General features: G+C 46.1%; 26 protein-coding genes. 8 read left to right on the plus strand and 18 right to left on the minus strand.

The window, feature by feature from the left end; translation table 11 throughout:
* Positions 1-32: 32 nt before the first annotated feature.
* Genes OCV29_RS16555 through OCV29_RS16585 form a run of 7 tightly spaced genes read right to left on the minus strand, consistent with a single transcriptional unit; the run spans position 33 to position 7,384 of the window.
* Positions 33-1,010, minus strand: coding sequence for a Gfo/Idh/MocA family protein (locus OCV29_RS16555; RefSeq protein ID WP_073604238.1), 978 nt, complete (start codon positions 1,008-1,010; stop codon positions 33-35).
* A 3-nt stretch (positions 1,011-1,013) separates the two neighbouring features.
* Positions 1,014-2,075, minus strand: a complete 1,062-nt coding sequence (locus tag OCV29_RS16560) for a nucleotidyltransferase family protein (RefSeq protein WP_073604239.1) — start codon at positions 2,073-2,075, stop codon at positions 1,014-1,016.
* Between the two features lie 10 nt (positions 2,076-2,085).
* Complete coding sequence (locus tag OCV29_RS16565) at positions 2,086-2,739, minus strand: acetyltransferase (protein WP_370737204.1); 654 nt, start codon at positions 2,737-2,739, stop codon at positions 2,086-2,088.
* Positions 2,729-3,805, minus strand: coding sequence for an N-acetylneuraminate synthase (gene neuB, locus OCV29_RS16570; protein WP_073604241.1), 1,077 nt, complete (start codon positions 3,803-3,805; stop codon positions 2,729-2,731). The genes OCV29_RS16565 and neuB overlap by 11 nt, the downstream gene beginning before the upstream one ends.
* 7 nt (positions 3,806-3,812) lie before the next feature.
* The gene (neuC, locus tag OCV29_RS16575) at positions 3,813-4,991 is read right to left on the minus strand and encodes a UDP-N-acetylglucosamine 2-epimerase (protein WP_073604242.1); all 1,179 of its coding nucleotides are present in this window, start codon (positions 4,989-4,991) and stop codon (positions 3,813-3,815) included.
* Positions 4,992-5,027: 36 nt separating this feature from the next.
* Positions 5,028-6,182, minus strand: coding sequence for a LegC family aminotransferase (locus OCV29_RS16580; protein ID WP_073604243.1), 1,155 nt, complete (start codon positions 6,180-6,182; stop codon positions 5,028-5,030).
* Between the two features lie 14 nt (positions 6,183-6,196).
* The gene (locus tag OCV29_RS16585; protein WP_073604244.1) at positions 6,197-7,384 is read right to left on the minus strand and encodes a UDP-N-acetylglucosamine 4,6-dehydratase; all 1,188 of its coding nucleotides are present in this window, start codon (positions 7,382-7,384) and stop codon (positions 6,197-6,199) included.
* Between the two features lie 174 nt (positions 7,385-7,558).
* Here OCV29_RS16585 and OCV29_RS16590 point away from each other — a divergent pair, with 174 nt between their 5' ends.
* On the plus strand, positions 7,559-8,329 hold the full coding sequence (locus OCV29_RS16590; RefSeq protein WP_073604245.1) for a methyltransferase: 771 nt from the start codon (positions 7,559-7,561) through the stop codon (positions 8,327-8,329).
* Here the strand turns inward: OCV29_RS16590 and OCV29_RS16595 are convergent.
* Both OCV29_RS16595 and OCV29_RS16600 read right to left on the minus strand, forming a co-directional pair.
* A complete protein-coding gene (locus tag OCV29_RS16595; RefSeq protein WP_073604246.1) occupies positions 8,314-9,021 on the minus strand; it encodes a 3-deoxy-D-manno-octulosonic acid kinase in 708 nt (235 codons plus the stop codon). The two genes, OCV29_RS16590 and OCV29_RS16595, sit on opposite strands and share 16 nt — an antisense overlap.
* Positions 9,022-9,028: 7 nt before the next feature.
* Entirely contained in the window at positions 9,029-9,415 is a 387-nt protein-coding gene (locus tag OCV29_RS16600) for a diacylglycerol kinase (protein ID WP_073604247.1), read from the minus strand.
* Positions 9,416-9,622: 207 nt separating this feature from the next.
* On the opposite strand from OCV29_RS16600, the gene OCV29_RS16605 reads away from it, so the two are divergent.
* Complete coding sequence (locus OCV29_RS16605) at positions 9,623-10,408, plus strand: glycosyltransferase family 2 protein (protein ID WP_073604248.1); 786 nt, start codon at positions 9,623-9,625, stop codon at positions 10,406-10,408.
* Here the strand turns inward: OCV29_RS16605 and OCV29_RS16610 are convergent.
* A complete protein-coding gene (locus OCV29_RS16610) occupies positions 10,377-11,411 on the minus strand; it encodes a glycosyltransferase family 9 protein (protein WP_073604249.1) in 1,035 nt (344 codons plus the stop codon). The two genes, OCV29_RS16605 and OCV29_RS16610, sit on opposite strands and share 32 nt — an antisense overlap.
* Before the next feature lie 187 nt (positions 11,412-11,598).
* Here OCV29_RS16610 and coaD point away from each other — a divergent pair, with 187 nt between their 5' ends.
* Positions 11,599-12,093 carry a pantetheine-phosphate adenylyltransferase gene (gene coaD, locus OCV29_RS16615; RefSeq protein WP_073604250.1) on the plus strand — a complete coding sequence of 165 codons (495 nt, stop codon included), beginning with the start codon at positions 11,599-11,601 and terminating at the stop codon, positions 12,091-12,093.
* Positions 12,094-12,113: 20 nt separating this feature from the next.
* Here coaD and mutM read toward each other — a convergent pair whose 3' ends face one another.
* The 6 genes from mutM to OCV29_RS16645 form a co-directional block, all read right to left on the minus strand.
* Positions 12,114-12,923 (minus strand): bifunctional DNA-formamidopyrimidine glycosylase/DNA-(apurinic or apyrimidinic site) lyase, encoded by an 810-nt coding sequence (mutM, locus tag OCV29_RS16620; RefSeq protein ID WP_073604251.1) that lies wholly within the window; start codon positions 12,921-12,923, stop codon positions 12,114-12,116.
* 5 nt (positions 12,924-12,928) lie between these two features.
* Positions 12,929-13,420, minus strand: coding sequence for a hypothetical protein (locus OCV29_RS16625; RefSeq protein ID WP_073604252.1), 492 nt, complete (start codon positions 13,418-13,420; stop codon positions 12,929-12,931).
* 166 nt (positions 13,421-13,586) lie between these two features.
* Positions 13,587-13,754, minus strand: coding sequence for a 50S ribosomal protein L33 (gene rpmG / locus OCV29_RS16630; protein WP_073584726.1), 168 nt, complete (start codon positions 13,752-13,754; stop codon positions 13,587-13,589).
* Between the two features lie 13 nt (positions 13,755-13,767).
* Complete coding sequence (gene rpmB / locus OCV29_RS16635; RefSeq protein ID WP_073604253.1) at positions 13,768-14,004, minus strand: 50S ribosomal protein L28; 237 nt, start codon at positions 14,002-14,004, stop codon at positions 13,768-13,770.
* Positions 14,005-14,281: 277 nt separating this feature from the next.
* Complete coding sequence (gene radC, locus OCV29_RS16640) at positions 14,282-14,956, minus strand: RadC family protein (protein WP_073604254.1); 675 nt, start codon at positions 14,954-14,956, stop codon at positions 14,282-14,284.
* A 137-nt stretch (positions 14,957-15,093) separates the two neighbouring features.
* A complete protein-coding gene (locus tag OCV29_RS16645) occupies positions 15,094-16,773 on the minus strand; it encodes a methyl-accepting chemotaxis protein (RefSeq protein WP_073604255.1) in 1,680 nt (559 codons plus the stop codon).
* Between the two features lie 195 nt (positions 16,774-16,968).
* Between OCV29_RS16645 and coaBC the strand changes: the two genes are divergently transcribed.
* The 4 genes from coaBC to lpxM all read left to right on the plus strand — a co-directional run bounded on the left by coaBC (position 16,969) and on the right by lpxM (position 20,877).
* Positions 16,969-18,171 (plus strand): bifunctional phosphopantothenoylcysteine decarboxylase/phosphopantothenate--cysteine ligase CoaBC, encoded by a 1,203-nt coding sequence (coaBC, locus tag OCV29_RS16650; RefSeq protein ID WP_073604256.1) that lies wholly within the window; start codon positions 16,969-16,971, stop codon positions 18,169-18,171.
* A gap of 127 nt (positions 18,172-18,298) precedes the next feature.
* Positions 18,299-18,889 carry a nucleoid occlusion factor SlmA gene (slmA, locus tag OCV29_RS16655; RefSeq protein WP_073604257.1) on the plus strand — a complete coding sequence of 197 codons (591 nt, stop codon included), beginning with the start codon at positions 18,299-18,301 and terminating at the stop codon, positions 18,887-18,889.
* A 31-nt stretch (positions 18,890-18,920) separates the two neighbouring features.
* Entirely contained in the window at positions 18,921-19,868 is a 948-nt protein-coding gene (lpxL, locus tag OCV29_RS16660; protein WP_073604258.1) for an LpxL/LpxP family Kdo(2)-lipid IV(A) lauroyl/palmitoleoyl acyltransferase, read from the plus strand.
* A 22-nt stretch (positions 19,869-19,890) separates the two neighbouring features.
* Positions 19,891-20,877, plus strand: a complete 987-nt coding sequence (gene lpxM, locus OCV29_RS16665) for a lauroyl-Kdo(2)-lipid IV(A) myristoyltransferase (protein WP_073604259.1) — start codon at positions 19,891-19,893, stop codon at positions 20,875-20,877.
* Positions 20,878-20,965: 88 nt separating this feature from the next.
* On the opposite strand, the gene pyrE is transcribed toward lpxM, so the two are convergent.
* Both pyrE and rph read right to left on the minus strand, forming a co-directional pair.
* On the minus strand, positions 20,966-21,607 hold the full coding sequence (gene pyrE, locus OCV29_RS16670) for an orotate phosphoribosyltransferase (RefSeq protein WP_073604260.1): 642 nt from the start codon (positions 21,605-21,607) through the stop codon (positions 20,966-20,968).
* An 86-nt stretch (positions 21,608-21,693) separates the two neighbouring features.
* Complete coding sequence (gene rph, locus OCV29_RS16675) at positions 21,694-22,410, minus strand: ribonuclease PH (RefSeq protein ID WP_073604261.1); 717 nt, start codon at positions 22,408-22,410, stop codon at positions 21,694-21,696.
* 142 nt (positions 22,411-22,552) lie between these two features.
* On the opposite strand from rph, the gene OCV29_RS16680 reads away from it, so the two are divergent.
* The gene (locus tag OCV29_RS16680; protein ID WP_073604262.1) at positions 22,553-23,419 is read left to right on the plus strand and encodes a YicC/YloC family endoribonuclease; all 867 of its coding nucleotides are present in this window, start codon (positions 22,553-22,555) and stop codon (positions 23,417-23,419) included.
* Positions 23,420-23,559: the final 140 nt, after the last annotated feature.

Genomic DNA, 23,559 nt, shown 5'->3' on the forward strand with positions numbered 1-23,559 from the left:
GCTCTTCTTAAATACTACTCATAACTTAAATATCAATCTGCGACTTGCTTAATTTGTTCAATCAACCTGACTGTTTTCACTGCGTCTTCAACACTGGCCAGGTTTTCCGGTTCAGTTTGCGGGTCTGTGATCTGCTGAATAAATGCTTTCAGCATATTCAGATACATCAGATTTTTATCCCATTCAGGCTCACTGTAGATTATCTCACACCCGCCATCTGCTGAACTCAGCGTCACTTCATTGCGAATCAAATCCCAGTCCAAAGCCCCCTGACTGCCTGTTATCCTGCACTTTCGCCGCGCTTTTCTCTGCAAAAAATCCAAATGAATATTGACTACAGCCTGATGTTGCGTCATTGAAATAATATCGGCAGAGTCTTCAACACTCAGACTTAATTCGTCAGAAGAGCGTAATATTGCATGCCGGACATCAAGCGCTCCAAGCAGCCACTGGCAATAATCCAGCTCATGGCTCAACTCCAGTAAAGCACCGCCGCCTAAATGCGCATTTGCAGAAACACTCTCCCGAAAGTCTTTTGCCGGACGCCAGTCAGGTAAGTACTGGCCGGTTTCAATAAATACGTTATACAAATGACCGATAGTCCCGGATCGCAATAGTTCTCTGATCCGTCGAGAAGAAGGCAGATAACGTAAACAGTAACCCACGCCAGCCGGGGTCTGATATTGATTCACCGCATCGGCAATGGCCTGCGCATCTTCCGAGCTTGCGGCAATCGGTTTTTCAATCAACACCGGAATACCGGCCTTGATGAAAGGAATAGCGTGGCGGGCATGAAAAGGGGCCGGAGAGGCAACAATAACCAGCTGCACGCCGGCATCAATCAGCATTTGAACGTCAGAAACTACCTGATCACAGTTTTCAACAGACTCATCAGGAATGCGTCCGCTGGCAGACATCGCATACAGCGTTGAATCAGGATATAAGCACTTCAGATTACGACGATGCCGGATAGCAATATTGCCCAGCCCAATAACCGCGACACGTTCCATAAATCAATTCAACCCCAATGTATAAATATCCATTTGTGCCCGGTTAAAATCATCCATACGGCCTATATCAAGCCAGTATTCATGAACAGGAAACATCAATACACTGTCATTTTTTTGCATATGCTGTTCAAGAAGTGTTGGCATGTCTATCCGGAAATTCTCCGGAACTGACTGGAAGATTTTTGGGGACACGACATAAATACCAGCATTCACGAAAAACCGCTGAACCGGTTTCTCAATCATACTGGTAATTTTATGGCCTTCGCCATTAATCACACCATAAGGGATCTGATAATCATATTCCCGGACACAAATCGTTGCATCAGCCTGATTGTCGGTATGAAACTCCAGCAATCGCTGAAAATCGACTTTCGTCAGCACATCGCCATTAATCATAATCAGCGGTAAATCATTGGGTAAGTCATTGGGCAATAATCCAAGTGCACCTCCGGTACCCAAAGGCGATTCTTCATGCACATAAGTAATGTTAACACCCAGTGAAGAACCATCCCCAAAGTGATTCCGGATTTGCTCAGGCATATAGTGGGTGGAAATATAGAAATTGCTAAAACCTGCTTTCATAAAACTTCTGATCAGGATTTCCAGAATAGGCTTATCACCCACTTTCAGCATCGGTTTGGGGCAGTTATCCGTTAAAGGTCGTAAACGCGTGCCAAACCCACCCGCCATAATGAAAACCGGATTCTGGTACTCAGGCTGGTTTAATGCACTATGTAAGGTTTCCAGTCCCACAATCATCCCGGTATCATCCAGCAAGGGGACAGAGAGAATTCCCTTCTGCTCCATTAACGCCACCAGCGCTTTACGGGACGTATCTTTGCGGGCAGTCACAGGAGAAGTATTCATGACACCAGAGACGACATCATCCAAAGAAAGATCACTTAATAAACCCCGGCGTATATCACCGTCGGTCACCACACCAATCAAATGCTGTTCCTGATCGACAACTAAGACAACACGTAAAGCTTCTCTGTTTATTATCTCCAATGCATCCCGGATTGTATTATCGGGTTTAATCAGTACATTGTTCCAACAATAGCTCATGGCATCCCTTTTACTGTATATGTTTGATGATACTTCGGGCCGGGTAGACAATCTCTTCTTCTGATAATGACTCAGTCAATATCGCACCCGCACCAACCACTGCTTTTTGCTTCAGATGAAGGTTTTGAATGACCCGCGCACCCGCACCAACGAAAACGTCATCCTCTGTTTCTACCTGACCACAAATGACGGCACCTGGCGCGATATGATTGTAATCACCAATGCTGCAATCATGCTCAACAATAGCCCCCGTATTAATGACTGTATGTTGCCCGATGACAGCCCCGGCCTGAATGATGGCTCCGGGAAATACCTGCGCCCCTTCTGAGACTGAAGCATAAGGTGAAACGACCGCTTCGCTGGCAATCACAGTCTCAAAACGGTACCCCAAAGATAAATAATATTGATTCAGTCGTTTCTTTAAATCTGAGCCGGGCAACACGCCGATCCCATTGACCAAAAGCACCTGTTCTGGCTGAAACTGAAGAATATCATCGTCTTGCTGAGCATGTTGAATTCCATCAAAAACTGACCGCTCAATCACTTCATCCGGAGAAATAACAGCTAAAATTTGTCGTTTCTGCCGCAGTAAGATATCCGCTAAAACCGAAGCATGACCGCCGCCGCCAATCAGAACTAATGGTAATTCATCTCTATGATTCAACAATCAGCTCTCCCGGTAAATAATCCTGACCGGCAGCTGAACCCAGCAGCTCCCAGTACCGATAGGGGGAAATCCCCGTACCCGGCCTTTTTATCACCAGGTTTGACTCATCAAAAATTTCCCCGGCTTTGATCGTCCGGGAAGCGACTAAACTTTTGCGGGCGACCGGTTTGTTATTGACCTCAGAAATCGTCGGAGCTTTCACAGAGCGCCCTAAAGCCACTTCGACCTGCCGGATAGAGGAAACCATTTCCGCAAGTTCTCCAGGTTCAAGTGAAGCCTTATGATCCGGGCCTTCCATCATTTTATCTAAGGTAAAATGCTTCTCTATCACAACAGCGCCGCGGGCAACGGCAGCGACAGGGATCGCAATACCCTGACTGTGATCTGAATAACCTGCGGGTAATTCAAATGCCTGAGCAAGCGTATCCATTGCCTTCAGATTAATCTCTTCCATTGGCGCGGGATATTCCGTCGTACAGTGCAAAATAGTCACTTTGTCTTTTAATGCTGCTTGTCCGGTTTCAGACGCATAAGCCTGCTGAAACGCTTCCTGAGAAGGTTCATCCTGATCAGTACAGGTATAACCAAACGCAATCACACCCAATGCCATCTCAATTTCTGCTAGTGTGGCCATACCGGTTGAAATAATTAAGTCACATCCCGTCCGGGCATGTTGTAAAACCAGCGGTGCATTGGTCAATTCTCCGGATGGCAGTTTCAAACGCTTCAGCCCCAGCTCATTGACCAGAAAGTCCAGACTTTCTGAATCAAAGGCAGTTGAAAGAAATTCAATCCCCAACTCATCACAGTATTGGACCAGTTTAAAATGAGTTTTATAAGACAACTCTAAACGGCTCAGCATCGCCAGCTGAGACTCCTGCTTTTGGGTGTTTTCGATCTGGTAATCCGCCTGACGTGCCTGCTCCGTGACCAGATTTTTCGCCTTAAATGTCTGAAATTTAACAATATCAGCACCGGCATCACTGGCGGCTTTGACTAACTCAAACGCCAGCGCTTCCTGGCCATTATGATTTACCCCAGCTTCTGCAATAATCAGCGTCATGATAATCTCACTTCCCGGTTTCAAAGGACACATCAAAGAAAGTTTTACATTTCTCAAATGATATGGACTTAATCATTTCAATCACTTGGGCGCTAGTATTCCCTTTCCCATAAGGATTTTCAATCTCAGCTGAAGATTCTTTGTAAGCATGAGTAATCGCTGTTTGAATCGCACGATGAATGGATACTTCATCCGCAGCGGTATGAATCACACTGTCTGCCGCTAAGCGTCCTTTCTGACGAACACCAATATCAACCGTGGGCACCCCAAATGACGGCACTTCAATAATGCCACTGGAGGAATTACCAATGACTGCACTGGCATATTTGACAGCACTCAGATACCGCATTTGACCCAGAGAGGGAATCGCTAACACCCGTTCAGGCTGCCGCGCAGCATACTGTTCAAGCAAAGGAATAATACGACGTCCGCCATCGTCAGCATTCGGATACGTCAGAATAATCTGGTGTTCCGGATATTGGTCCAGCGCTTTGAGCAACGCTTCAAAACTTGCTTCAGGTGCTTCCTCACCCAAAGTCACGGGATGATATGTCACGATAAAATATGGCTTTTCCAACGAAAAATTTAAATTTTCCGCCAGCTCATTCTTCGTCATCAGGGTTGCACGTTTTAAATGATCCAAACCAATGGCACCAACATTACGCACACGTTCAGGTGACTCTCCCAGCTGAATCACCCGTTGCCGGTACTCTTCGGTCGAAGTCGCATGCAAATAGCTGAATTTTGTAATCGCATGGCGAATGGCATCATCATAAGCGCCTTCAGTAATTTCTCCGCCATGAAGGTGCAGAATCGGGATCCGCATAATCGCTGCTGTCTGCGCAGCAGCCAGTGCTTCAAAACGGTCTCCCAATATCACCAGCAAATCCGGTTGAAGCCGGTTTAATGCATCAGCGAACCCTAATACGCCGAGCCCCATACTTTTCGCAACACCAACCGCTGTATCAGAAGAAAGTAAGATTTCAATTTTTTCATCAATATGAAATCCATCTTTCTCAATTTGCTGGTAAGTTTCACCAAATTCCGGAGACAGATGCATCCCGGAGACCAGAAGTTGCAACACTAAATCCGGATCAGCCTCAATATCTTTGAGTAGCCAGTAAAGTAAACCGTACTCGGCTCGCGTGCCGGTAAACACTGCAACTTTCTTTTTTTCTGCTGTCACAAGACAGTCCTCTTCCTGTTTGTTCTGTTTTCCGGTTTAAACACGAAAAATGTCAGCGGGCGAACTGGGTAAATTAATTAAATGCGCCTCAATAAACTCAGAATAAGCCAACGATCCCCGAAGAGCTTGTTCAAACATCGGCAAACGGTGCATCAGTTGCCAGATCGGGCGAGTCATTACCCCGGCATCGTTGGTTTCTTTGAGCATCGTATCCCGCGCAGATTTATCAGGACAAATCACTGCATTCAGCCAATAGTTCGATTGTGCGTATTCGGGTTCAGCCACAAAAGCATAATCAGAACCAGCGAAGAAATCCTGATACAAACCAGCCAAATAACGCTTTTGCTGTAAATAAGTCTCAATCACTTCCATTTGCGCACAACCCAGTGCCGCATTCAGGTTAGGCATCCGGTAGTTAAAGCCCGGCTCATCATGGTAAAACTCATAAGGGTGTGGTTTTTTGGCTGTCGTTGTGACATGTTTTACATGTTGACCTGACGCCTGAGTTTTACACAGTACCATGCCACCACCACCGGTGGTAATAATCTTGTTCCCGTTAAAACTCAATGCGCTGAAATCACCGATAGTTCCCGTATGTTGCCCCTTATAAAAGGATCCCAGACTTTCTGCAGCATCCTCGACAAGCACCAACTTCCACCGCAGACAAACAGCCATCAGCTCATCTAATTCTGCCGGATGACCAAAAGTATGCATGGGCACAACCGCTTTGATTTTCTGACCGGTCTGCCGATGAACACAACCGAAGTCATTCAGTTCAGCATATTCAGTCAAATAAGCATCAACGGCTTTCGGACATAAACTCAGGCTCACCGGAGACACATCAACAAAAACCGGATCAGCCCCCATGTGATAAAGCGCGTTACAGGTTGCAACAAAAGTTAAAGCCTGGGTGATCACCAGATCTCCGCGCTCAACACCTGCCATATATAAAGCTGTATGTAACGCCGCCGTGCCGTTCACCGTTGCAACCGCACGCGGACTCCCGGTAAAAGCTTCGATTTGACGCTCAAAGTCGTCAACAAATTTTCCGACACTGGAAACAAAAGTGCTCTCAATCGTCTCCGTCACATATTTCTTTTCGTTACCATCGAACGTCGGCGCATGTAACGGAATGAATTCGCTGGACTGGTAAGTATCACGAATAAACTCAACAAGAGAAAAAGGTTTCATGAAAAACACCCTGATTACATTTTACTATCTAAATATTTGCCCGTTTCCTGATGCCCGAAGTCAGGAATCATTCTGAAGAATAAAGCAACAATTTGTTCTTTCGACCATAGCCCTGACTGCTTCATCTCCGTAATTTCCTGTTCAAATAAACTCAGCAGCGCCTGATCGTATACTGGTTCATTCTGAATGACCCCAAGATTGTCAAAACGAGACATATCAAGGGTTTCTTTCTCGGTAAAAAACTCTTCAAAATCCTTTTCTCCCGTCGTATCACTTGAAGTGAACAAACACGGCCACTGATTCTCAGGCAGTGTCGTGACCGACTGACGGGCTTCCTCTTCACTTTGGCACAAGTATGGCGTGTATCCCCGCTGTTTCAGATACTTCACTGCGATATCGGCAAAACTGATTAGATGAAGTGATTCACTGAGCTTAGGGAAGAAAATATCGCGGTTTTCACCAAAGATACATGACATTAAACACAATTCACCAGATTCCTGAGGGGTCACGAAATACCGTCGAATATCATTCGGTGCGACGATCGGCTGATGCTTTTGAATTCGCTGATTAAACCCATGGAGCAGAGAACCATCCGAGAAAGCAACATTGGCAAAACGTGCAGTTGAGATCTGAATGTCTTTACTGCGACGCATCAAAAACATTTCCATAATCCGCTTGGACGCCCCCATCATATTGACCGGATTCGCGGCTTTATCTGTCGACACGCAGAAGTATTTTTTTACCCCGGCATCAATTGACTGGCGGATTGTTTTATCGGTATTGAATATATTGACATCAATCATCCGCATTAACGTAAACGGATCTTTCTCACTACGGACATGCTTTAGTGCAGACAGATTCAACACATAGTCATACTGGCCATCAGATTTGATGAAAGCATCATACTCAAGTGAACCAATATCCAAGGCGAATGTTTGAAAATCCCCATCAATGTAGCCAAAGGAACTGCGGATATCCCGCACCAGCTCCACCATATTATTTTCGCTGATGTCCACGACATGAAGCTTTTGCGGCTTGCGTTTAAAAATCTCTTTAGTGACCGCCTGGCCAATGGACCCGGCACCGCCAAGTACCAGAAAGCGGGATTGGGAGACTATGTCTGAAAGCTCAGCTTCATGACTATGGATGTCCTGAGTGAAGAGTGCATCGGTTCGGCCGATGAGAGGGAGAATAGGATTCATAACAAACAATGAGTTGTGACTGATAAAAAGATATTAAACCAAGTACCCACCATATCAAAGTCATCCATAGTAAATATTAATGTCTAAAGTAATAACGCACGAGATAAACAACCATATACATAAGAAATTAAATGTATATAATGAATTTAATTTTATACTTTGACGCAAATACTCATGAATATTAACCCTCTGAAAATATTAAAACACCGAAAACAAGAAAAACGTCGTCAAGAGAGACAGTCAGAGCAACAACGGGTGATGAAGGATGTTTTTCATGACAATTTCACCGTGTTGAACGGCCCTTTTCAAGGGATGAAATACATCCCGGATTCATACGGTAGCGCTTTACTGCCAAAGCTGATTGGATCGTATGAAGAACCGATTCAAGCATGGATTGATACATTAATTGACCAGAAGAAGTACCAGCTGATTTTAGATATTGGGTGTGCTGAAGGTTACTACGCATGCGGATTTGCTTATTCGTTACCCGATGTTGAAATCCGGGCATATGATGTCAGCCCAACGGCCCATACTATGGTGAAACAACTGGCAGAAATGAACCAGCTCAAAAATATCAGTATTCACGGTCTTTGTTCTCACGAAGAACTCAACCGGTACACAAACCAACAAACTTTAGTTTTCTGTGATATTGAAGGAGCAGAAAATGAATTACTGATGCCGGAACAAGTTCCAAATTTAAAGTATGCCGATTTAATTATTGAGTCCCATGACTGCATCATACCTGGTATAACCGAGAAATTGATTTCCCGCTTCAAACCTACACATCATATCAAGCTCGTCATAGATTATCCAAACAGGGTCAATGAATACAAAATCCCGGTAACACCAACAGCAGAAGAATTAAAATTTATTTTTGATGAACGTCGCGCGAAATACATGAGATTCTTATATCTTCAGTCTAAGGACTTTCAAACCTGTTCATAACCAGATGATAACAGACCAAAACTATAGCTTTGCCAGTGTATATTGCACTTGGCAAGCTCCTTCTCAAACGATCGCTTCAGCCGGGAAAGGTTCTCTTGCTGCCAACCTTTTCCTGTATCCACAAAACACTTATCAAAATCGATAATCCAGACACGCTTCTGCCCATCAATCAGGATATTATGAATATTCAAATCGGTATGATTCACCCCGGCAGCATGCATTTTCGCAATCTCCCGGCCAATCTTCTGGTACAGTTCACTTTCTAATGGCCGCTGCTTTAAAATCGCCACTAAATCCTGCGCATTTTCAACCCGTTCACTGAGTAAATCGGCCTGATAACAAACTCTTTTTTTTGTCACACGGGCAGCGATCGGACGAGGCACATTGACACCTGCATCCTTCAAGTGATGCAGCAGATGAAACTCTGCAACACTGCGGCTTTTTTCCCAGCCCGAGAACCAATAGTGATCTTTCACCAGCTTTCCAAATAACCCGCCGCGGCGGTAATGACGCAACGCAGCCTGAATATTATCTAACTGAATGAACCAGGTCGTTCCCCGACCCTGCGCACTACCAATCACTTGCTGCTGTGCCTGCCAGTATTCCGGAACAAAGACATCTGCACAAGCATTTGCCAACAGTTCACTGTCATAGATGATCAATTCATGTTGTGACTGAAGTTTTTTTATCAAGATACAATTACCAATAGTGATGAATGAGAATATACAGCCAGGTAAAACCGGCAAAGCTTAATGCAACAAACACGGCGGCAGAGCCAATATCCTTCGCCCTGCCACTCAATTCATGACGTTCAGGTCCAACGCGATCAACAACAGCTTCAATCGCTGAGTTTAGCAACTCAACAATAATCACCAGTACCACAGTTCCCAGCATTGCAATCCGTTCAAGCATGGCCAGATCAAGCCAAAAAACCAACACCATGGCAATCATAAGCAATATACATTCCTGACGGATGGCTGCTTCATATTTAAAAGCTGCCCGCAATCCCTGAATTGAATAAACTGTCGCTTTAATCACACGCTTTACCCCGGTAGATCCGGGCTTCCCCTGGCGAGATTCGGTCATGATATTTTACTTTCCGTAAATAAGATGAAAGACACTGGTTACTCTATACCCAGCCAGAACGATACAGTTTGATTCTGGCTGAATGGGTATAGTTATTTTACATTTATACCGACTATCTGCATAATTTAGCCTTATTTTTTTGAGTTTATCTATAGTTAACTCATGAATATACCCAAGTGACCTCAAACCTATCAGAGAAAACCGAGTATGACAGAGCATAAACCAAGTCTGGCAGTCGCATTAATTGTAAAAAATGAAGCTAAAAACCTTGATGCCTGTTTAAAGACGGTTGAAGGTTGGGTCGATGAAATTGTCATTCTGGATTCAGGAAGCTCTGATAACACTGAAGAAATTGCCCGCCGCTATACAAACAAGTTTTATGTGAATAAAAACTGGCCAGGGTTCGGCCCACAAAGACAACTGGCTCAAAGTTATGTGGAATCAGACTTTATCCTGTGGCTTGATGCCGATGAACGGGTCACACCGGCGTTAAAACAAAGCATTGAGCAGGCTGTTTGTCAGAATAAACCAGATATAGCCTACAGTATTTGCCGGCTCAGCTGGGTTTTCGGCCGCTATATTCGTCACTGTGGCTGGTATCCGGATCGGGTGATTCGTTTATATCCAACTCAGCTTACCCAATATAATGATGCGCTGGTTCATGAAAAAGTTGAAATCACTCCGGGCGTTCAGGTCGAACCACTACAAGGTGATGCCATTCACTACACCTATAACGACCTGAACCATTATCTGGTGAAGTCTGCAGGATATGCACAGGCCTGGGCTGAGCAGCGTGAGCAGCGCGGAAAGAAAAGCAGCCTGTCGCAGGGACTCCTCCACGCCTTCAGCTGCTTCACAAAAATGTATATTTTTAAAGCCGGGTTCTTAGATGGTAAACAGGGTTTCTTGCTGTCAGCATTATCGGCACACTCAACCTTTGTCAAATATGCCGACTTATGGATCAGGACAAGTACGACGCAATCCAGGGATTAAGCGTTTCCAGGACCTCATCCGGGTCAATCCGGCTCATATCTTCCTGCTGAGACTTCTCATCAGCCGGTGGCGGGGCAAACGCAATATGCCGCCCGTCGCTGTTCAGAGGACGCCAGCGAAGCGGTGTTGCGGAACGTTTCGCAGGAAAGAACCCCACGGTCGGTACATCAAGAGCAGCGGCAATATGCAGCGGACCGGTTGATCCCGCCATAAACACATCAGCACATGCAATAGAACGGGAAAAATCCACTAAACCATCATTTTTGTCGTATACAAATGCATTGACACCCGATTCAGCTAATAACGATTTCAATTCTCGGGCTTTTTCTTCTTCACCGGGTCCAGCCGTTAAAACCACTTCCTTATCCGTCGTCATACCACGAATAATATGCGCATACTGCTGTAACGATAAATTATTGGCTGAGCCACCGCTTCCGGCATGAACAAACAACCAGCGCTTCGTCAGGCTCAAACCGGACTCACCCGCAAACTGGATCCGTTGCTTCGCCACATCGACCGGATTAAATCTCAGATACGGTGTGGTTGGCTCAACCACAGCCGCGCCGATATCGGCTAAAAATGCCCGGATCAAATCAAGGTTGTACTCATATTCAGGCTTCAGGGAAAGAGAACGTTTCTGCTTTATCCGGTGATTATAAAAAACCTGAGCAACTTTAGTGGCTGGCGCTAACCGGTAGGGAATACCCGCTTTCCAGACCAGCAATGCATTATATGTGGTTGAAAACAGATTAACCGATGCATCGAACTGATGCTGTTTGATTTGAGAGATGAGCGCTTGCTTTTCACGTTTATCAGCACGTTTTCCCGGATCAATCAGTACATGATCAATCCACGGGCACAGATGTGCTAAAGCAGCCGTATATTCAGGAACAAGAGCGGATATATGACAGTCTGGCAAAGAAGACTTCAACATAGCAAAAGCAGGCCATGCCAGCATAAAGTCACCAATTTTGTCATTACGAATGACAAGTATCTTTTTCATAAAGTAATCTTCGGAGTTTTGACAGCGGCTTTATCATACCGGCTTCAACCCGCAGTTGTGAATCTTTTTGAAATATACCCATCCTGCTTATCTGGTAAGGAGCATTACACCCATATATGGGTATAGATAATTATAAATATTGGTATTAAGATTAAATGCCTGTAAAACAAGAAAGAGACCATATCCGGTGACGAAACAACGCCTGTCAAGAGTCATTTACCCGGGAACATTCGATCCGCTGACCAACGGACACCTTGATATAATCAGCCGGGCTGCAACAATGTTCGATGAAGTCATCATCGCAGTTGCGGCCAGTCCCAGTAAAAATACCATGTTTACATTAGAGGAAAGGGTCAAATTTGCCCGGGACGTGACCCGTCATCTGGATAATGTTTCTGCCAAAGGGTTTTCAGGCCTGATGGTTGAATTTGCCAAAACGGAGAAAGCAAATGTGCTCATTCGTGGTTTAAGAACAACAACCGACTTTGAGTATGAATTCGGCCTGACCAATATGTACCGGCGTTTGATGCCCGATCTGGAAAGTGTGTTCCTGACCCCGGCAGAAGAGTACGCCTTTCTGTCTTCAACGATTGTCCGCGAAGTTGCCATTCATGGCGGTGACGTTGAGCAATTCGTACCGCCGATCGTGGCAAAAGCGCTGAAACTGAAAAAAAACGTCTAGAGGCCATTCATCAGAACGGCTCAGGACTGACATACAGAGCAAAAGAAGGTATTCCGCTGACCAATCTTTTGCTCCTGTATCAGCCCCCCGCAGACCGGGCACGGTTCACCTGCTTTTCCGTACACCTGTAATTCCTGAGCAAAATACCCCGGCTTTCCGTCCGCTTGTGAAAAATCCTTCAATGTCGTTCCACCCTGCTGTATAGAACGGGTCAGTACCCGCTTGATGGCCTCAACCAACTTGTCCCACTCTTCCTGCGTCAGGGTTGAAGATGGCCGGGAGGGTATAATCCCCGCCATAAACAAAGATTCACTGGCATAGATGTTTCCGACACCAACCACAATCTTATTATCCATGATGAACTGTTTGACTGCGACACGCTTGCCCACCGCTTTTCCAGCGATATATCCGGGCGAGAAATCTTCTTCAAGTGGTTCAGGGCCAAGATGCTGTAAGACGGAATGAACCTGTCCGGTTTCACACCATAGCCAGGCTCCAAACCGACGGGGATCGTTATAGCGCAACACTTTGCCATTGCATAAAAAAAGATCCACATGATCATGTTTTTCAGGAGGAGATGCTTGTTCGAGTATCCTCAGCGAGCCGGACATACCAAGATGAATCAGAACAACGCCGCAATCCGTTTCCAGCAATAAATACTTGGCACGACGACTAATTTTCCGGATCACCTGACCTTCAATCTTTTTCAGTTCAAACGGGATATCCCAGCGTAACTTCGGTGTTCTCACCGCGATTGATTTTACTTTTTCACCGACAAGATGAGGGCTGATTCCCATCCTGCTGACTTCAACTTCCGGTAACTCTGGCATTTGATTTACTTCTCTGTGTTTTTTTCCTCATACTGAGGGAATAAATAATCAGACGCAACACTGACGGCAATCCACTGATCCTGCCAGTTTTTCAGTAACCAGAATTTTGGCAAACGATAAAAAGTCACCCGTTGCGGTTCTTCCTGCTCTTCATACCAGATTTCAACTGTCTCAGGCTTTTGCAGGCTCGATGCTAATGATTGATAAGTTTTGCTGTCAACAGCTGTTCCTGCCAGCTTCTGCCAGCGTTGAATCAACTCTGTCGGAGATACAGGGAAGGAAACATTTGAAACCCAGTGACTATTTTCACGGCTCAGAGACCAGTTTTCGGTGTTCACTGTGGTCACTGTATATCCGGGATGAAAAAGAACCGGATATCCTTCATTTTCAGGAGGAATCAGATAAGACTTGATTGCTGTGGGCAGGTTCAGGATGACAATAAATCCAATCACTAAGAGAATCAGAATATTATTCCAGCGACGTCCTCTGTATTTCATCATATCCCCCTGAGATCAAAACAGACTATTGCACATGGTTTTCTATATTCAGACCAGAGAAGAAGTGAGTTGAGCGTCTGAATATCAGTTGATACTAAATCTAACCCAATAAAAAACCCAGCATAAAGCCGGGTTTTTTACTTCTGTCACAAAGAATAAAAATTAATTACTTAATTTTAGCTTCTTTGTAGATAACGTGCTGGCGAACAACTGGATCATATTTTTTGATCTCAAATTTACCAGGCATGTTACGCTTGTTTTTATCTGTAGTGTAAAAATGACCAGTACCTGCAGAAGATACCAGACGAATTTTTTCACGAATGCCTTTAGCCATTGTCTAATTCCTCTTAAACGCTTTCGCCACGTGCACGGATATCAGAAAGAACGGCATCAATACCTTTCTTATCGATAATACGCATACCCTTAGGAGTCAGGCGTAATTTAACAAAACGTTTTTCGCTCTCTACCCAGAAACGATGAGTTTGTAGGTTCGGCAGAAAACGGCGCTTAGTAGCATTTCGTGCGTGTGAACGGTTGTTACCCGTTACAGGACGCTTACCAGTTACTTGGCATACTCGGGACATGAATGTCTTCTCCAAATCGTTTCAGCTCGATGTCAACCTTGCTGGCCGAACCTCTCTTCTTCAATGAAAATGAGACTTGAGGTTTAAAACCGCTATGGAAAATCCATACAAGGCTATCAAAGGTCGCGCATTATACTAACTTGACGAGCATTGCTCAAGACCCGAACAGATCCTTTTTACAGATCTTCTGATCTTTTTTAATCGCCGAGCTGATAAGGTTGAATAATTTAGTGGCGGAATGATAGCAGAAATTACTCATCTCACAACAAAAAACTCATCATATCCAACCACGCTCCGCAAAAGAAACGACTTCTCCGTCTCCGACAACAAAATGATCCAGTACCCGAATGTCTACCAGATTCAACGCATCGATAATTCGTCGCGTAATATGGCGGTCGGATTGACTGGGCTCCGCAACACCTGAAGGATGGTTGTGGGCCAGAATCAGCGCAGCCGCATTATGTTGCAAAGCCCGGCTTACAATCTCCCGTGGATAAACACTGGCCGTATTAATGGTTCCTTCAAATAACAGCGCTTCATTAATCACCCGGTGCTGATTATCCAGAAACAGCACATAAAACCCTTCCCGGCTTCTGTCTCTGAGTAAACCAGACAAATACAATTTCGTCATTTGCGGGCTTGTCAGTGCATCTCCACGTTGTAATGTTTCAGATAAGTAACGCTGCATCATTTCCAGAACTGCCTGCAGCTGAATATATTTCACTTCACCCAGGCCTTTACGGCGACAAAATTCATTCTTTGTCGCTGACAACAACGCCCTGAGTGAACCGAAATCAGACAGCAATGCATCCGACAGCGTCAACACATCAGTATCGCGGGTTCCTGTGCGAAGAAAAATAGCCAGTAATTCAGCATCGGTTAATGCCTGAGGGCCTCGGGTCAGTAATTTTTCCCGCGGCTTTGATTCATTGGGTAGATATTTGAAACTCACGAATGGCTCCTTACCGGCCTTCCAGCACTCTGGTAGCCGCTAAAATAAGCCATAAAAACCGAAAGATGGCCCGGAATGCAATCCTGCTCAGAGCCATCTTCAGTACACTTCAGCCTCTGATGTAACAACGATGTTGGTTAAGTTCTGAAATGTCCGACCAGGTCCCCCATTTTCTGGCCCGACAAATTCAGGCGGGAACTAATCGACTTTGAATGTTCCAGGTTATCACTCAGTTCATTGACGATTTGCTGAATCGTCACCAGATTCCGGTTGATATCTTCTGCTACGGCGCTTTGTTGCTCTGCTGCAGATGCAGTCTGAATCCCCATATCGTGAATCGTGCCAATCGCTTCCGTAATCCCGCTCAGACTTTGCTGAATCTGGGCAGAATCAGCCTCAGTTTTTTCGCCCTGCTCCCGGCTGACAGCCATGCTGTCAACAGCACGGTTGACCCCCTGATGCAGCGAATTCAGCATATCGCCAATTTCCTGCGTGCTCTGCTGAGTCCGGCTGGCCAGCAGGCGGACTTCATCAGCCACAACAGCAAAACCGCGTCCCTGTTCGCCTGCCCGCGCCGCTTCGATTGCTGCGTTCAATGCCAAAAGATTGGTCTGCTCTGCAATTTCACCAATCACGTCCAAAACCTTGGTAATTTGTCCGGTCTGGTTACTCAAATCAAGAATTGCGTCTGACGTATCATTCACTTCTTTCACCAAAATGCCAATCCCTTCAATCGCCTGGTTCACTTCCGTCTGTGCATCAGCAATTTGCGTATTGGCAGATTCAATGGCATGCGCAGTGGAATTGGTATTATTGGCGACCTCACGGGCCGTTGCACTCATCTCTGTTACCGCAGTCACCACTTTCTCAGTTTCCCGGCAATGACTATGCATCTGATGATTCGAACGGGATGTCTGCTGATCCAAGTCATAAGAAGCGGTTTCAATTTCTTTTTCAGCTTCCCTGATATCGTTGATCAAAGGATGAAGCTTATCCATGAACTGGTTAAAAGCCAGAGCCAGCTGACCGACTTCATCCCTGCTCTCAACTTTCAGTCTCGCCGTTAAATCTCCGCCACCAGCTGCGACATCCTGTAAAGAAAGAACCGCATGCTGTAACGGCCGGACACCCTTGGAAACAAGAATACTGACGATGATGATCGTCAGTACCAACCCAAGTAATGATAGCCCCATCACCGACCAGGTCTGATCATAAATATGTCGTTCCCGTTCGGCTTTATGCTTTGCGAGCTGGGAATCGATATCATCAATATAAATTCCGGTTCCCAGCACCCAGTCCCATTTGGATAAATATTCGGCGTAACCCAGTTTGGGAGCCTGAGCATTAATCGAAGGCTTATGCCATGAAAAATGCAGGAACCCATCTCCGGATTTGGACGATTTAATCAGTCCGGCAATCACCGGTACACCATTTTTATCTTTCAGGTTATAAAGATTCTTTCCTTCCAGGGATGGTTTTATTGCATGAAGTGTATTGATTCCCTGAGAATCATAACCGAAAAAATACCCGTCTTTATCAAACCGCATCGCTTTCAGAATCTGCTTTGCGCGTGCTTTATTTTCTCCGTGCTGATCGCTTTCATAAAGCGACTTAATCGCTGTTACCCCCATCATGACATGAGACTTTAATTCACTTTTACGAATTTCAACTAACTCTTTCCTGTATTGCTTAAGCTCCTGATCCAGTGTCTGCATTCCATTCCAGTAATAAAGAAGTGTAATCAGCGCAGTAATAACCACTAACGGTATCACCGTCAGCAATAAGAGTTTGGTCCGGCATCGGAGAGAACTAAACATAGGTATCCTTCTTTATTTTCATTATTTTATTAGACTCTATGTTGCATAAAATGTAATAAATATCTGTGAATGAAATGGAAGTTTACAGACGGGCAATTGAGTAAAAACTCTATCCGGCTCTGTTATTTGACACAGCTCTGACATCTACAGGGAGTTGTGCTAGCATAACGTGCAGATTTTTTTGAGGTATTTAACATGCAAACATTGTCAGGAAAAAATATCCTGCTTGGTATGAGCGGCGGCATTGCAGCCTACAAATGTGCTGAATTAACCCGCCGTCTGATCGAACACGGCGCTCAGGTCAGAGTTGTCATGACAGAAGCTGCTCAGGAATTTATCACACCTTTGACAATGCAGGCTGTTTCCGGAAAACCCGTCGCAACCAGCTTATTCGATCCTGCTGCAGAAGCATCTATGGGGCACATCGAACTGGCTAAATGGGCTGATCTGGTTTTGCTGGCACCAGCGACTGCGGATTTAATCGCCCGGGTCACGGCTGGTATGGGAAATGACCTGCTGAGCACTCTGGTCCTTGCCACTGATTCACCCGTTGCACTGGCACCGGCAATGAATCAGCAAATGTATAAAAATGTTGCGACTCAGGAAAATCTGGCGGTTCTGGAAACCCGCGGTTATACCATTTGGGGGCCGGCTGCCGGAGAACAGGCCTGTGGCGATACAGGACCGGGAAGAATGCTGGAACCCATGGAACTTGTGGCTAAATGCGGGGATTTTTTCAGCCATGGAAAACTGACCGGAAAACGTGTTCTGATCACTGCCGGACCAACCCGTGAAGCCATAGACCCGGTCAGATATTTAACGAATCACAGTTCCGGTAAAATGGGATTTGCACTGGCAGCCGCTGCGGCCCACTCGGGTGCAGACGTCACCTTAGTTGCCGGACCAGTCAACCAGACAACACCGTCAGGTGTCACCCGAATCAATGTCGATAGTGCCGAACAGATGTATCAGGCCGTCATTAATTCAGCCTCATCGCACGATATTTTTATTGGTTGTGCCGCCGTTGCTGATTATCGCCCGGAACATGTTGCCGCACAAAAAATAAAGAAAACGACTGAAAATGACGCCCTTACCATCAGAATGGTGAAAAATCCGGATATTATCGCGTCGGTTGCATCACTGAGTGAAAACAGGCCATTCACGGTTGGGTTTGCCGCAGAAACTCAGGATGTTGCTACCTATGCCCGCAATAAACTGGCTGACAAAAATCTGGATATGATTTGTGCGAATGATGTCTCTCTCAGCAATCAGGGATTTAACAGCGATCAAAACGCATTACATGTTTTCTGGCCTTCTGGCGAGAAACTGCTCCCAAGAACATCAAAATCACAGCTGGCTCATGAGTTAATCTCACTCATCAGTGCAAAGATCGTTTAATATATTGTTTATCGTTTCCATGAGAAACATCTTTGTGTAATGTAGATATCTATGTCCCCTGAATGACCTGTGATGCTTTTTTCGGCCAGCACAGGAATGAAGAGACAGTTATTCAAAGGATAGAGGAATGACCGGAACAAAAAGAAGTAACCGACGTGAAGAAATTCTTCAGGCTCTGGCCCAAATGCTTGAATCCCATGATGGCACCTCCCGGATTACCACTGCAAAACTAGCGAAACAAGTCGGCGTTTCTGAAGCTGCACTCTATCGGCATTTCCCCAGTAAAGCCCGGATGTTTGAAGGTTTGATTGAGTTTATTGAAGAAACGCTGATGTCACGGATTAATCTGATTCTGGACGAAGAAAAAGACACATTGAACCGGGTTCGTACCGTCATGCAACTCATCCTGACTTTCTCTGAAAAGAACCCCGGACTCAGCCGCATTTTATCAGGCCATGCCCTGATGTTTGAAAATGAGCGTTTGCGTGATCGCATCAATCAACTTTATGAACGTATTGAAACTTCTTTACGCCAAATCCTCAGAGAGCGTAAAATCCGCGAAGGAAAAACATTTCCCATAGAAGAAAATGTTTTAGCCGCCCAGTTACTGGGGCAGGTTGAAGGCAGCCTGAATCGTTTTGTCCGGTCAGATTTTAAATACCACCCGACGGAAAACTTCGACGCATACTGGGCGCTGCTCAGTGAGCAGATACAGTAGCTTTGGTTCATCGTCACAATCCAAGATTTTTATGAGCAAATACATCGTTAGCAAACCTGAATTTACACTCAGCCTGCTGCATCCGAAACACTGGGGAGTTTGGCTTATGTTTGGCCTGCTGGCTTTGCTGGTCAATATACTGCCGTACCCGCTGATTCTGAAAGCAGGCCGGCAGCTTGGCGCTTTTTCAAAAAGATTTGCTAAAAAAAGAGTCCATATCGCGACCCGGAATTTTGAACTGGCTTTTCCGGAAAAATCCCCGGAAGAAGTCAGACAGCTGGTTGATGAAAATCTGAAAAATACTGGTGCCGCTCTGATGGAAACCGGTATTGCATGGTTTTGGCCCACCTGGCGGCTGAAACGTATTTTGATCGACAAAGACACACAAGTCGTGCGCAAACATGGAGAAAATGGCAAAGGCGTCCTGCTATGCTGTGTTCATGCTTTGAATCTTGAAATTACCGCCCGGGCATGTGCGGTGATCGGTCTGAGCGGTTATGGTGTTTACCGGCCACATAAAAATCCGGCCTATGAATTCATTCAGTACAGGGGAAGAACCCGGAACGGTAACAAACTGATCTACCGCAGAGATCTGAAGCGGATGATCCGGATCTTGCGTCAGGGGCACAGATTGTTCTATCTTCCGGATCAGGATTACGGCCATAATAAGTCGGTGTTCGTTCCCTTTTTCGCAGTAGAAAATGCCTGTACCACAACAGGCACCAGTATTCTGGCTTATACCAGCCGTTGTGCGATTGTGCCGGGTTCAGGGTTCCGGAATGACGCCGGAAAATATGAAATCATCGCCGATCAGTCCATTGAGGAAAACTATCCTCAGAAAGATGAAGTCGCTGCTGCTGCATACATGAACAAGTATATGGAAGCCATTATCATGAGAGCGCCGGAACAGTGGATGTGGATACACAAACGATTTAAATCCAACCCTGATTCATCGCTGAATCATCAAAGATATCTTTAAAGTTACACAAGGCCAGCTTGATATGAGTTCGACCACCTCTCCGCCGGACAATCAACCCAAATCAGAAAAAAACAGTGTGACGGCAGCACTGTATAACCCGGTTTTCCGCTGGTCTTTTCTGCACCCCAGACATTGGGGAATGTGGCTGGGGGTTGCTGTTGCAGCTGTCTTCGCCTTTATTCCACCGCGTTGGCGGGATACATTAGCCCGAAAGATTTCGGTACTGATCGTCAACAGAAATGGCAGGGTTGTCCGGCGTGCCCGCACCAATCTGGCATACTGCTTCCCGGAAAAAACGGATGAAGCGCGGGAAATCATTCTGCAGAAAGCCTTCGCGACAGCTTCACAATACATGCTGGGTTATTCCGAATTTCTGGTTCGCTCCACCCGGCATAATCAAAACCGGGGAGTGATTATCGGGGAAGAGAATCTGATTCCGCTGCTGGATCAGGGAGAAAAAGTCATTATTCTCGCACCACATGCATGGGCAGTCGATTATCCGGCAGTGATGCTCGCAGCCAGAGGTTACAAAGTGACCACCATCATGAAGCCCCAGAAAAACCCGATAGGCGACTGGCTGATGCACGTCCAGAGAATGCAGTATGGCGGGCGGATATTTGCCCGAAGTGCCGGGGTTAAGCCGTTTGTCCGATCAATAAAAGACGGTTATCTGGGCTACTGGCTTCCCGATGAAGACCATGGCCCGGCCAACTCAGTTTTTGTCCCGTTTTTCGGCACTGAAAAAGCAACGCTGAAAGGATTTGGGAAGATGGCTCGTCTGTCCAGAGCGAAGGTCATCCCGGTGCTCCCGGCTTATAACGATCAAACTTCACGCTATGAAGTGTATATTCTGCCGGCTCTGGAGAATTTTCCGACCGGGGATGAGGAACTGGATGCCAGAGCGATGAATCAGGCGATTGAAGATTTGGTGACGGCACATCCGGAGCAGTACATGTGGAACTTACCTTTGCTGCAAACGCAGCGGGATGGTAAGAAAATATACCAGTAACAGAGCCATAAACGAAGACGCGCATTATCAAGGTAAGGGCAATTTTCCCTTACCTTTTTGATGACAGATGATTTTTTATTAAAGATGATCAGATACCATACTGTTCACGATAAGCTTTCACAGCCAACAGATTGTCTTCACTGTCACATTTCTCTTCCAGGTAAGTGATTAAATCAGACAAGCTGACAATTGAGACCACAGAGCAGCCAAAATCGCGCTCTACTTCCTGAATCGCAGACAGCTCGCCTTTACCTTTTTCCTGACGATCAATCGCGACCAGAACACCAGCCAGCTGTGCGCCATTGGTCTGAATAATTTCCATCGACTCACGAATTGCGGTTCCGGCCGTAATGACATCATCGACCAGCATAATCCGGCCTTCCAGTGCGCTACCGACCAGATTGCCGCCTTCACCATGATCTTTCGCTTCTTTGCGGTTAAAGCAATAAGGTGTATCAATATCATGGTGATCCGCCAGTGCAACCGCGGTTGTCGTTGCAATCGGAATCCCTTTATAAGCCGGACCAAACAAGACATCATAATCAATGCCGGCATCAACCAGCGCAGAGGCATAGAAGCGTCCCAGACGGGCTAAATCCCGGCCGGTATTAAACAAACCTGCATTGAAAAAATAAGGGCTTTTGCGTCCTGACTTCAGGGTAAACTCACCAAATTTCAGAACATCTCTTTCCAAGGCAAACTCAATAAATTCACGCTGGTATGCTTTCATCAACTTTTCTCTCTTCTGTGTTTGTTTATCTTCTCAAATCTGTATAAAAAAATAGCCCCTGAATCAGGAGCTATCTGAAAATCTTATCAATCGGTCAACGCCGCTTTCTGTGCGGTGACAATCTCCTGAATCCCTTTCTGAGCGACCGCTAACAGATCCAGAAGCTGCTCATGAGAAAACGGTTCGCCTTCCGCCGTTCCCTGAACTTCAATCATTTTCCCTTCTTCCGTCATCACAACGTTCATGTCTGTATCTGCAGCAGAGTCTTCCACATATTCCAGATCACACAGAACATTTTCACCAAGAATACCGACAGAAACCGCCGCCACATGACCTTTCATCGGGCTGGCCTTCAGCTTACCTTTCTCAACGATGGCCTGAAACGCATCAGCCATCGCCACACTGGCACCGGTGATTGATGCAGTTCGGGTACCACCATCCGCCTGAATCACATCACAATCAACCGTGATCATCATCTCACCCATCGCTTCCAGATCAACCACTGCTCTCAGGCTACGGGCAATCAAGCGCTGAATTTCCATCGTCCGTCCCCCCTGCTTGCCGCTTGCCGCTTCCCTGCGCGTCCGGGAATGCGTTGCGCGAGGCAACATACCGTATTCAGCCGTCACCCAGCCTTTCCCCTGACCTTTCAGCCAGCGCGGTACATTTTCTTCCACAGTGGCATTACATAACACTTTCGTATTGCCAAATTCGACGAGCACAGAACCTTCGGCATATGCTGTATAATGACGGGTAATTTTGATCGGGCGAACCTGATCAGCGGCACGATTGTCCGGGCGCATAGATCTTCTACCTTTGGTGGATGAGTTCAATAATTGGCCGCCGATTATAACGGAAATACCCGCGGCTTCCTAGCGGGCAGACCAAGTACAATGAAAGGATTTGTGATAACATGTTCCATCCTCAAGACTTAAGGACAAATTGATGATTTACAGTATGACCGCGTATGCACGCAAAGAAATTAAAGCAGACTGGGGAACCGCCGTATGGGAAATCCGTTCTGTCAATCAGCGTTATCTCGAAACTTATTTTCGTATGCCTGAACAGTTTCGCGGTCTGGAGCCTGTTCTTCGTGAGCGCTTCCGTAAAAAACTGGCCCGCGGAAAAGTTGAATGCCACCTGCGCTTTGACGCCAGCGCAGCCGCCACCAATGAACTTATCATCAATGAAACGCTGGCGCAGCAAGTCATTGAAGCAGCCAATCAAATCATGCATATGACCGGTGAGCTCAGCCGGGTCAATCCTTTTCAGGTGATGCAATGGCCAGGCGTGATGGAAACACCGGAACAAGACATGGACCAGATCAACAAAACGTTGCTGGAAGAGTTAGATGTTGCGCTGGATGAATTTATCGAAACACGCGCCCGCGAAGGTGAAAACATGAAAGCGCTGATCGAACAGCGTCTGGATACCATTACCGCAGAGGTCAGTAAAGTCCGGGCCCGCATGCCGGAAATTCTTGAATGGCAACGTGAGCGCCTGCACACCAAGTTTGAAGAAGCCAAAGTTGAGCTGGAACCGACCCGGATTGAGCAGGAACTGATCCTGATGGCGCAAAAATCTGACGTTGCTGAAGAGTTAGACCGTCTGGATTCTCACGTCAAAGAAACCAAAAATATCCTGAAAAAAGGCGGTGCCTGTGGTCGTCGTCTGGACTTCATGATGCAGGAGTTTAACCGCGAATCCAACACGCTGGCTTCCAAATCCATCAGCACAGATATCACCGCCTCCGGCGTCGAGCTGAAGGTGTTAATCGAACAGATGCGCGAGCAGATCCAGAATATCGAGTAATCTGTCCGGACACACAAAACACCATCACGCCATAAAAAGCTCCTTCATCGGGAGCTTTTTATCCTTCTTTCACTTTATCAGTGACTAACCGGCACTGACTTCAAATCTGTGGAACCGATTCAAGCCAGGAGGCTGATTCT

This window comes from Vibrio aerogenes (assembly GCF_024346755.1).
GTDB lineage: Bacteria > Pseudomonadota > Gammaproteobacteria > Enterobacterales > Vibrionaceae > Vibrio > Vibrio aerogenes.

Excerpts from the sequence above, each read along its gene's own strand:
- OCV29_RS16555 (WP_073604238.1), bottom strand. The coding sequence starts at position 1,010 with ATGGAACGTGTCGCGGTTATTGGGCTGGGCAATATTGCTATCCGGCAT.
- OCV29_RS16560 (WP_073604239.1), bottom strand. The coding sequence starts at position 2,075 with ATGAGCTATTGTTGGAACAATGTACTGATTAAACCCGATAATACAATC.
- neuB (WP_073604241.1), bottom strand. The coding sequence starts at position 3,805 with ATGACGCTGATTATTGCAGAAGCTGGGGTAAATCATAATGGCCAGGAA.
- OCV29_RS16580 (WP_073604243.1), bottom strand. The coding sequence starts at position 6,182 with ATGAAACCTTTTTCTCTTGTTGAGTTTATTCGTGATACTTACCAGTCC.
- OCV29_RS16585 (WP_073604244.1), bottom strand. The coding sequence starts at position 7,384 with ATGAATCCTATTCTCCCTCTCATCGGCCGAACCGATGCACTCTTCACT.
- OCV29_RS16590 (WP_073604245.1), top strand. The coding sequence starts at position 7,559 with ATGAATATTAACCCTCTGAAAATATTAAAACACCGAAAACAAGAAAAA.
- OCV29_RS16600 (WP_073604247.1), bottom strand. The coding sequence starts at position 9,415 with ATGACCGAATCTCGCCAGGGGAAGCCCGGATCTACCGGGGTAAAGCGT.
- OCV29_RS16605 (WP_073604248.1), top strand. The coding sequence starts at position 9,623 with ATGACAGAGCATAAACCAAGTCTGGCAGTCGCATTAATTGTAAAAAAT.
- OCV29_RS16610 (WP_073604249.1), bottom strand. The coding sequence starts at position 11,411 with ATGAAAAAGATACTTGTCATTCGTAATGACAAAATTGGTGACTTTATG.
- mutM (WP_073604251.1), bottom strand. The coding sequence starts at position 12,923 with ATGCCAGAGTTACCGGAAGTTGAAGTCAGCAGGATGGGAATCAGCCCT.
- OCV29_RS16625 (WP_073604252.1), bottom strand. The coding sequence starts at position 13,420 with ATGAAATACAGAGGACGTCGCTGGAATAATATTCTGATTCTCTTAGTG.
- rpmG (WP_073584726.1), bottom strand. The coding sequence starts at position 13,754 with ATGGCTAAAGGCATTCGTGAAAAAATTCGTCTGGTATCTTCTGCAGGT.
- rpmB (WP_073604253.1), bottom strand. The coding sequence starts at position 14,004 with ATGTCCCGAGTATGCCAAGTAACTGGTAAGCGTCCTGTAACGGGTAAC.
- OCV29_RS16645 (WP_073604255.1), bottom strand. The coding sequence starts at position 16,773 with ATGTTTAGTTCTCTCCGATGCCGGACCAAACTCTTATTGCTGACGGTG.
- coaBC (WP_073604256.1), top strand. The coding sequence starts at position 16,969 with ATGCAAACATTGTCAGGAAAAAATATCCTGCTTGGTATGAGCGGCGGC.
- slmA (WP_073604257.1), top strand. The coding sequence starts at position 18,299 with ATGACCGGAACAAAAAGAAGTAACCGACGTGAAGAAATTCTTCAGGCT.
- lpxL (WP_073604258.1), top strand. The coding sequence starts at position 18,921 with ATGAGCAAATACATCGTTAGCAAACCTGAATTTACACTCAGCCTGCTG.
- lpxM (WP_073604259.1), top strand. The coding sequence starts at position 19,891 with ATGAGTTCGACCACCTCTCCGCCGGACAATCAACCCAAATCAGAAAAA.
- pyrE (WP_073604260.1), bottom strand. The coding sequence starts at position 21,607 with ATGAAAGCATACCAGCGTGAATTTATTGAGTTTGCCTTGGAAAGAGAT.
- rph (WP_073604261.1), bottom strand. The coding sequence starts at position 22,410 with ATGCGCCCGGACAATCGTGCCGCTGATCAGGTTCGCCCGATCAAAATT.
- OCV29_RS16680 (WP_073604262.1), top strand. The coding sequence starts at position 22,553 with ATGATTTACAGTATGACCGCGTATGCACGCAAAGAAATTAAAGCAGAC.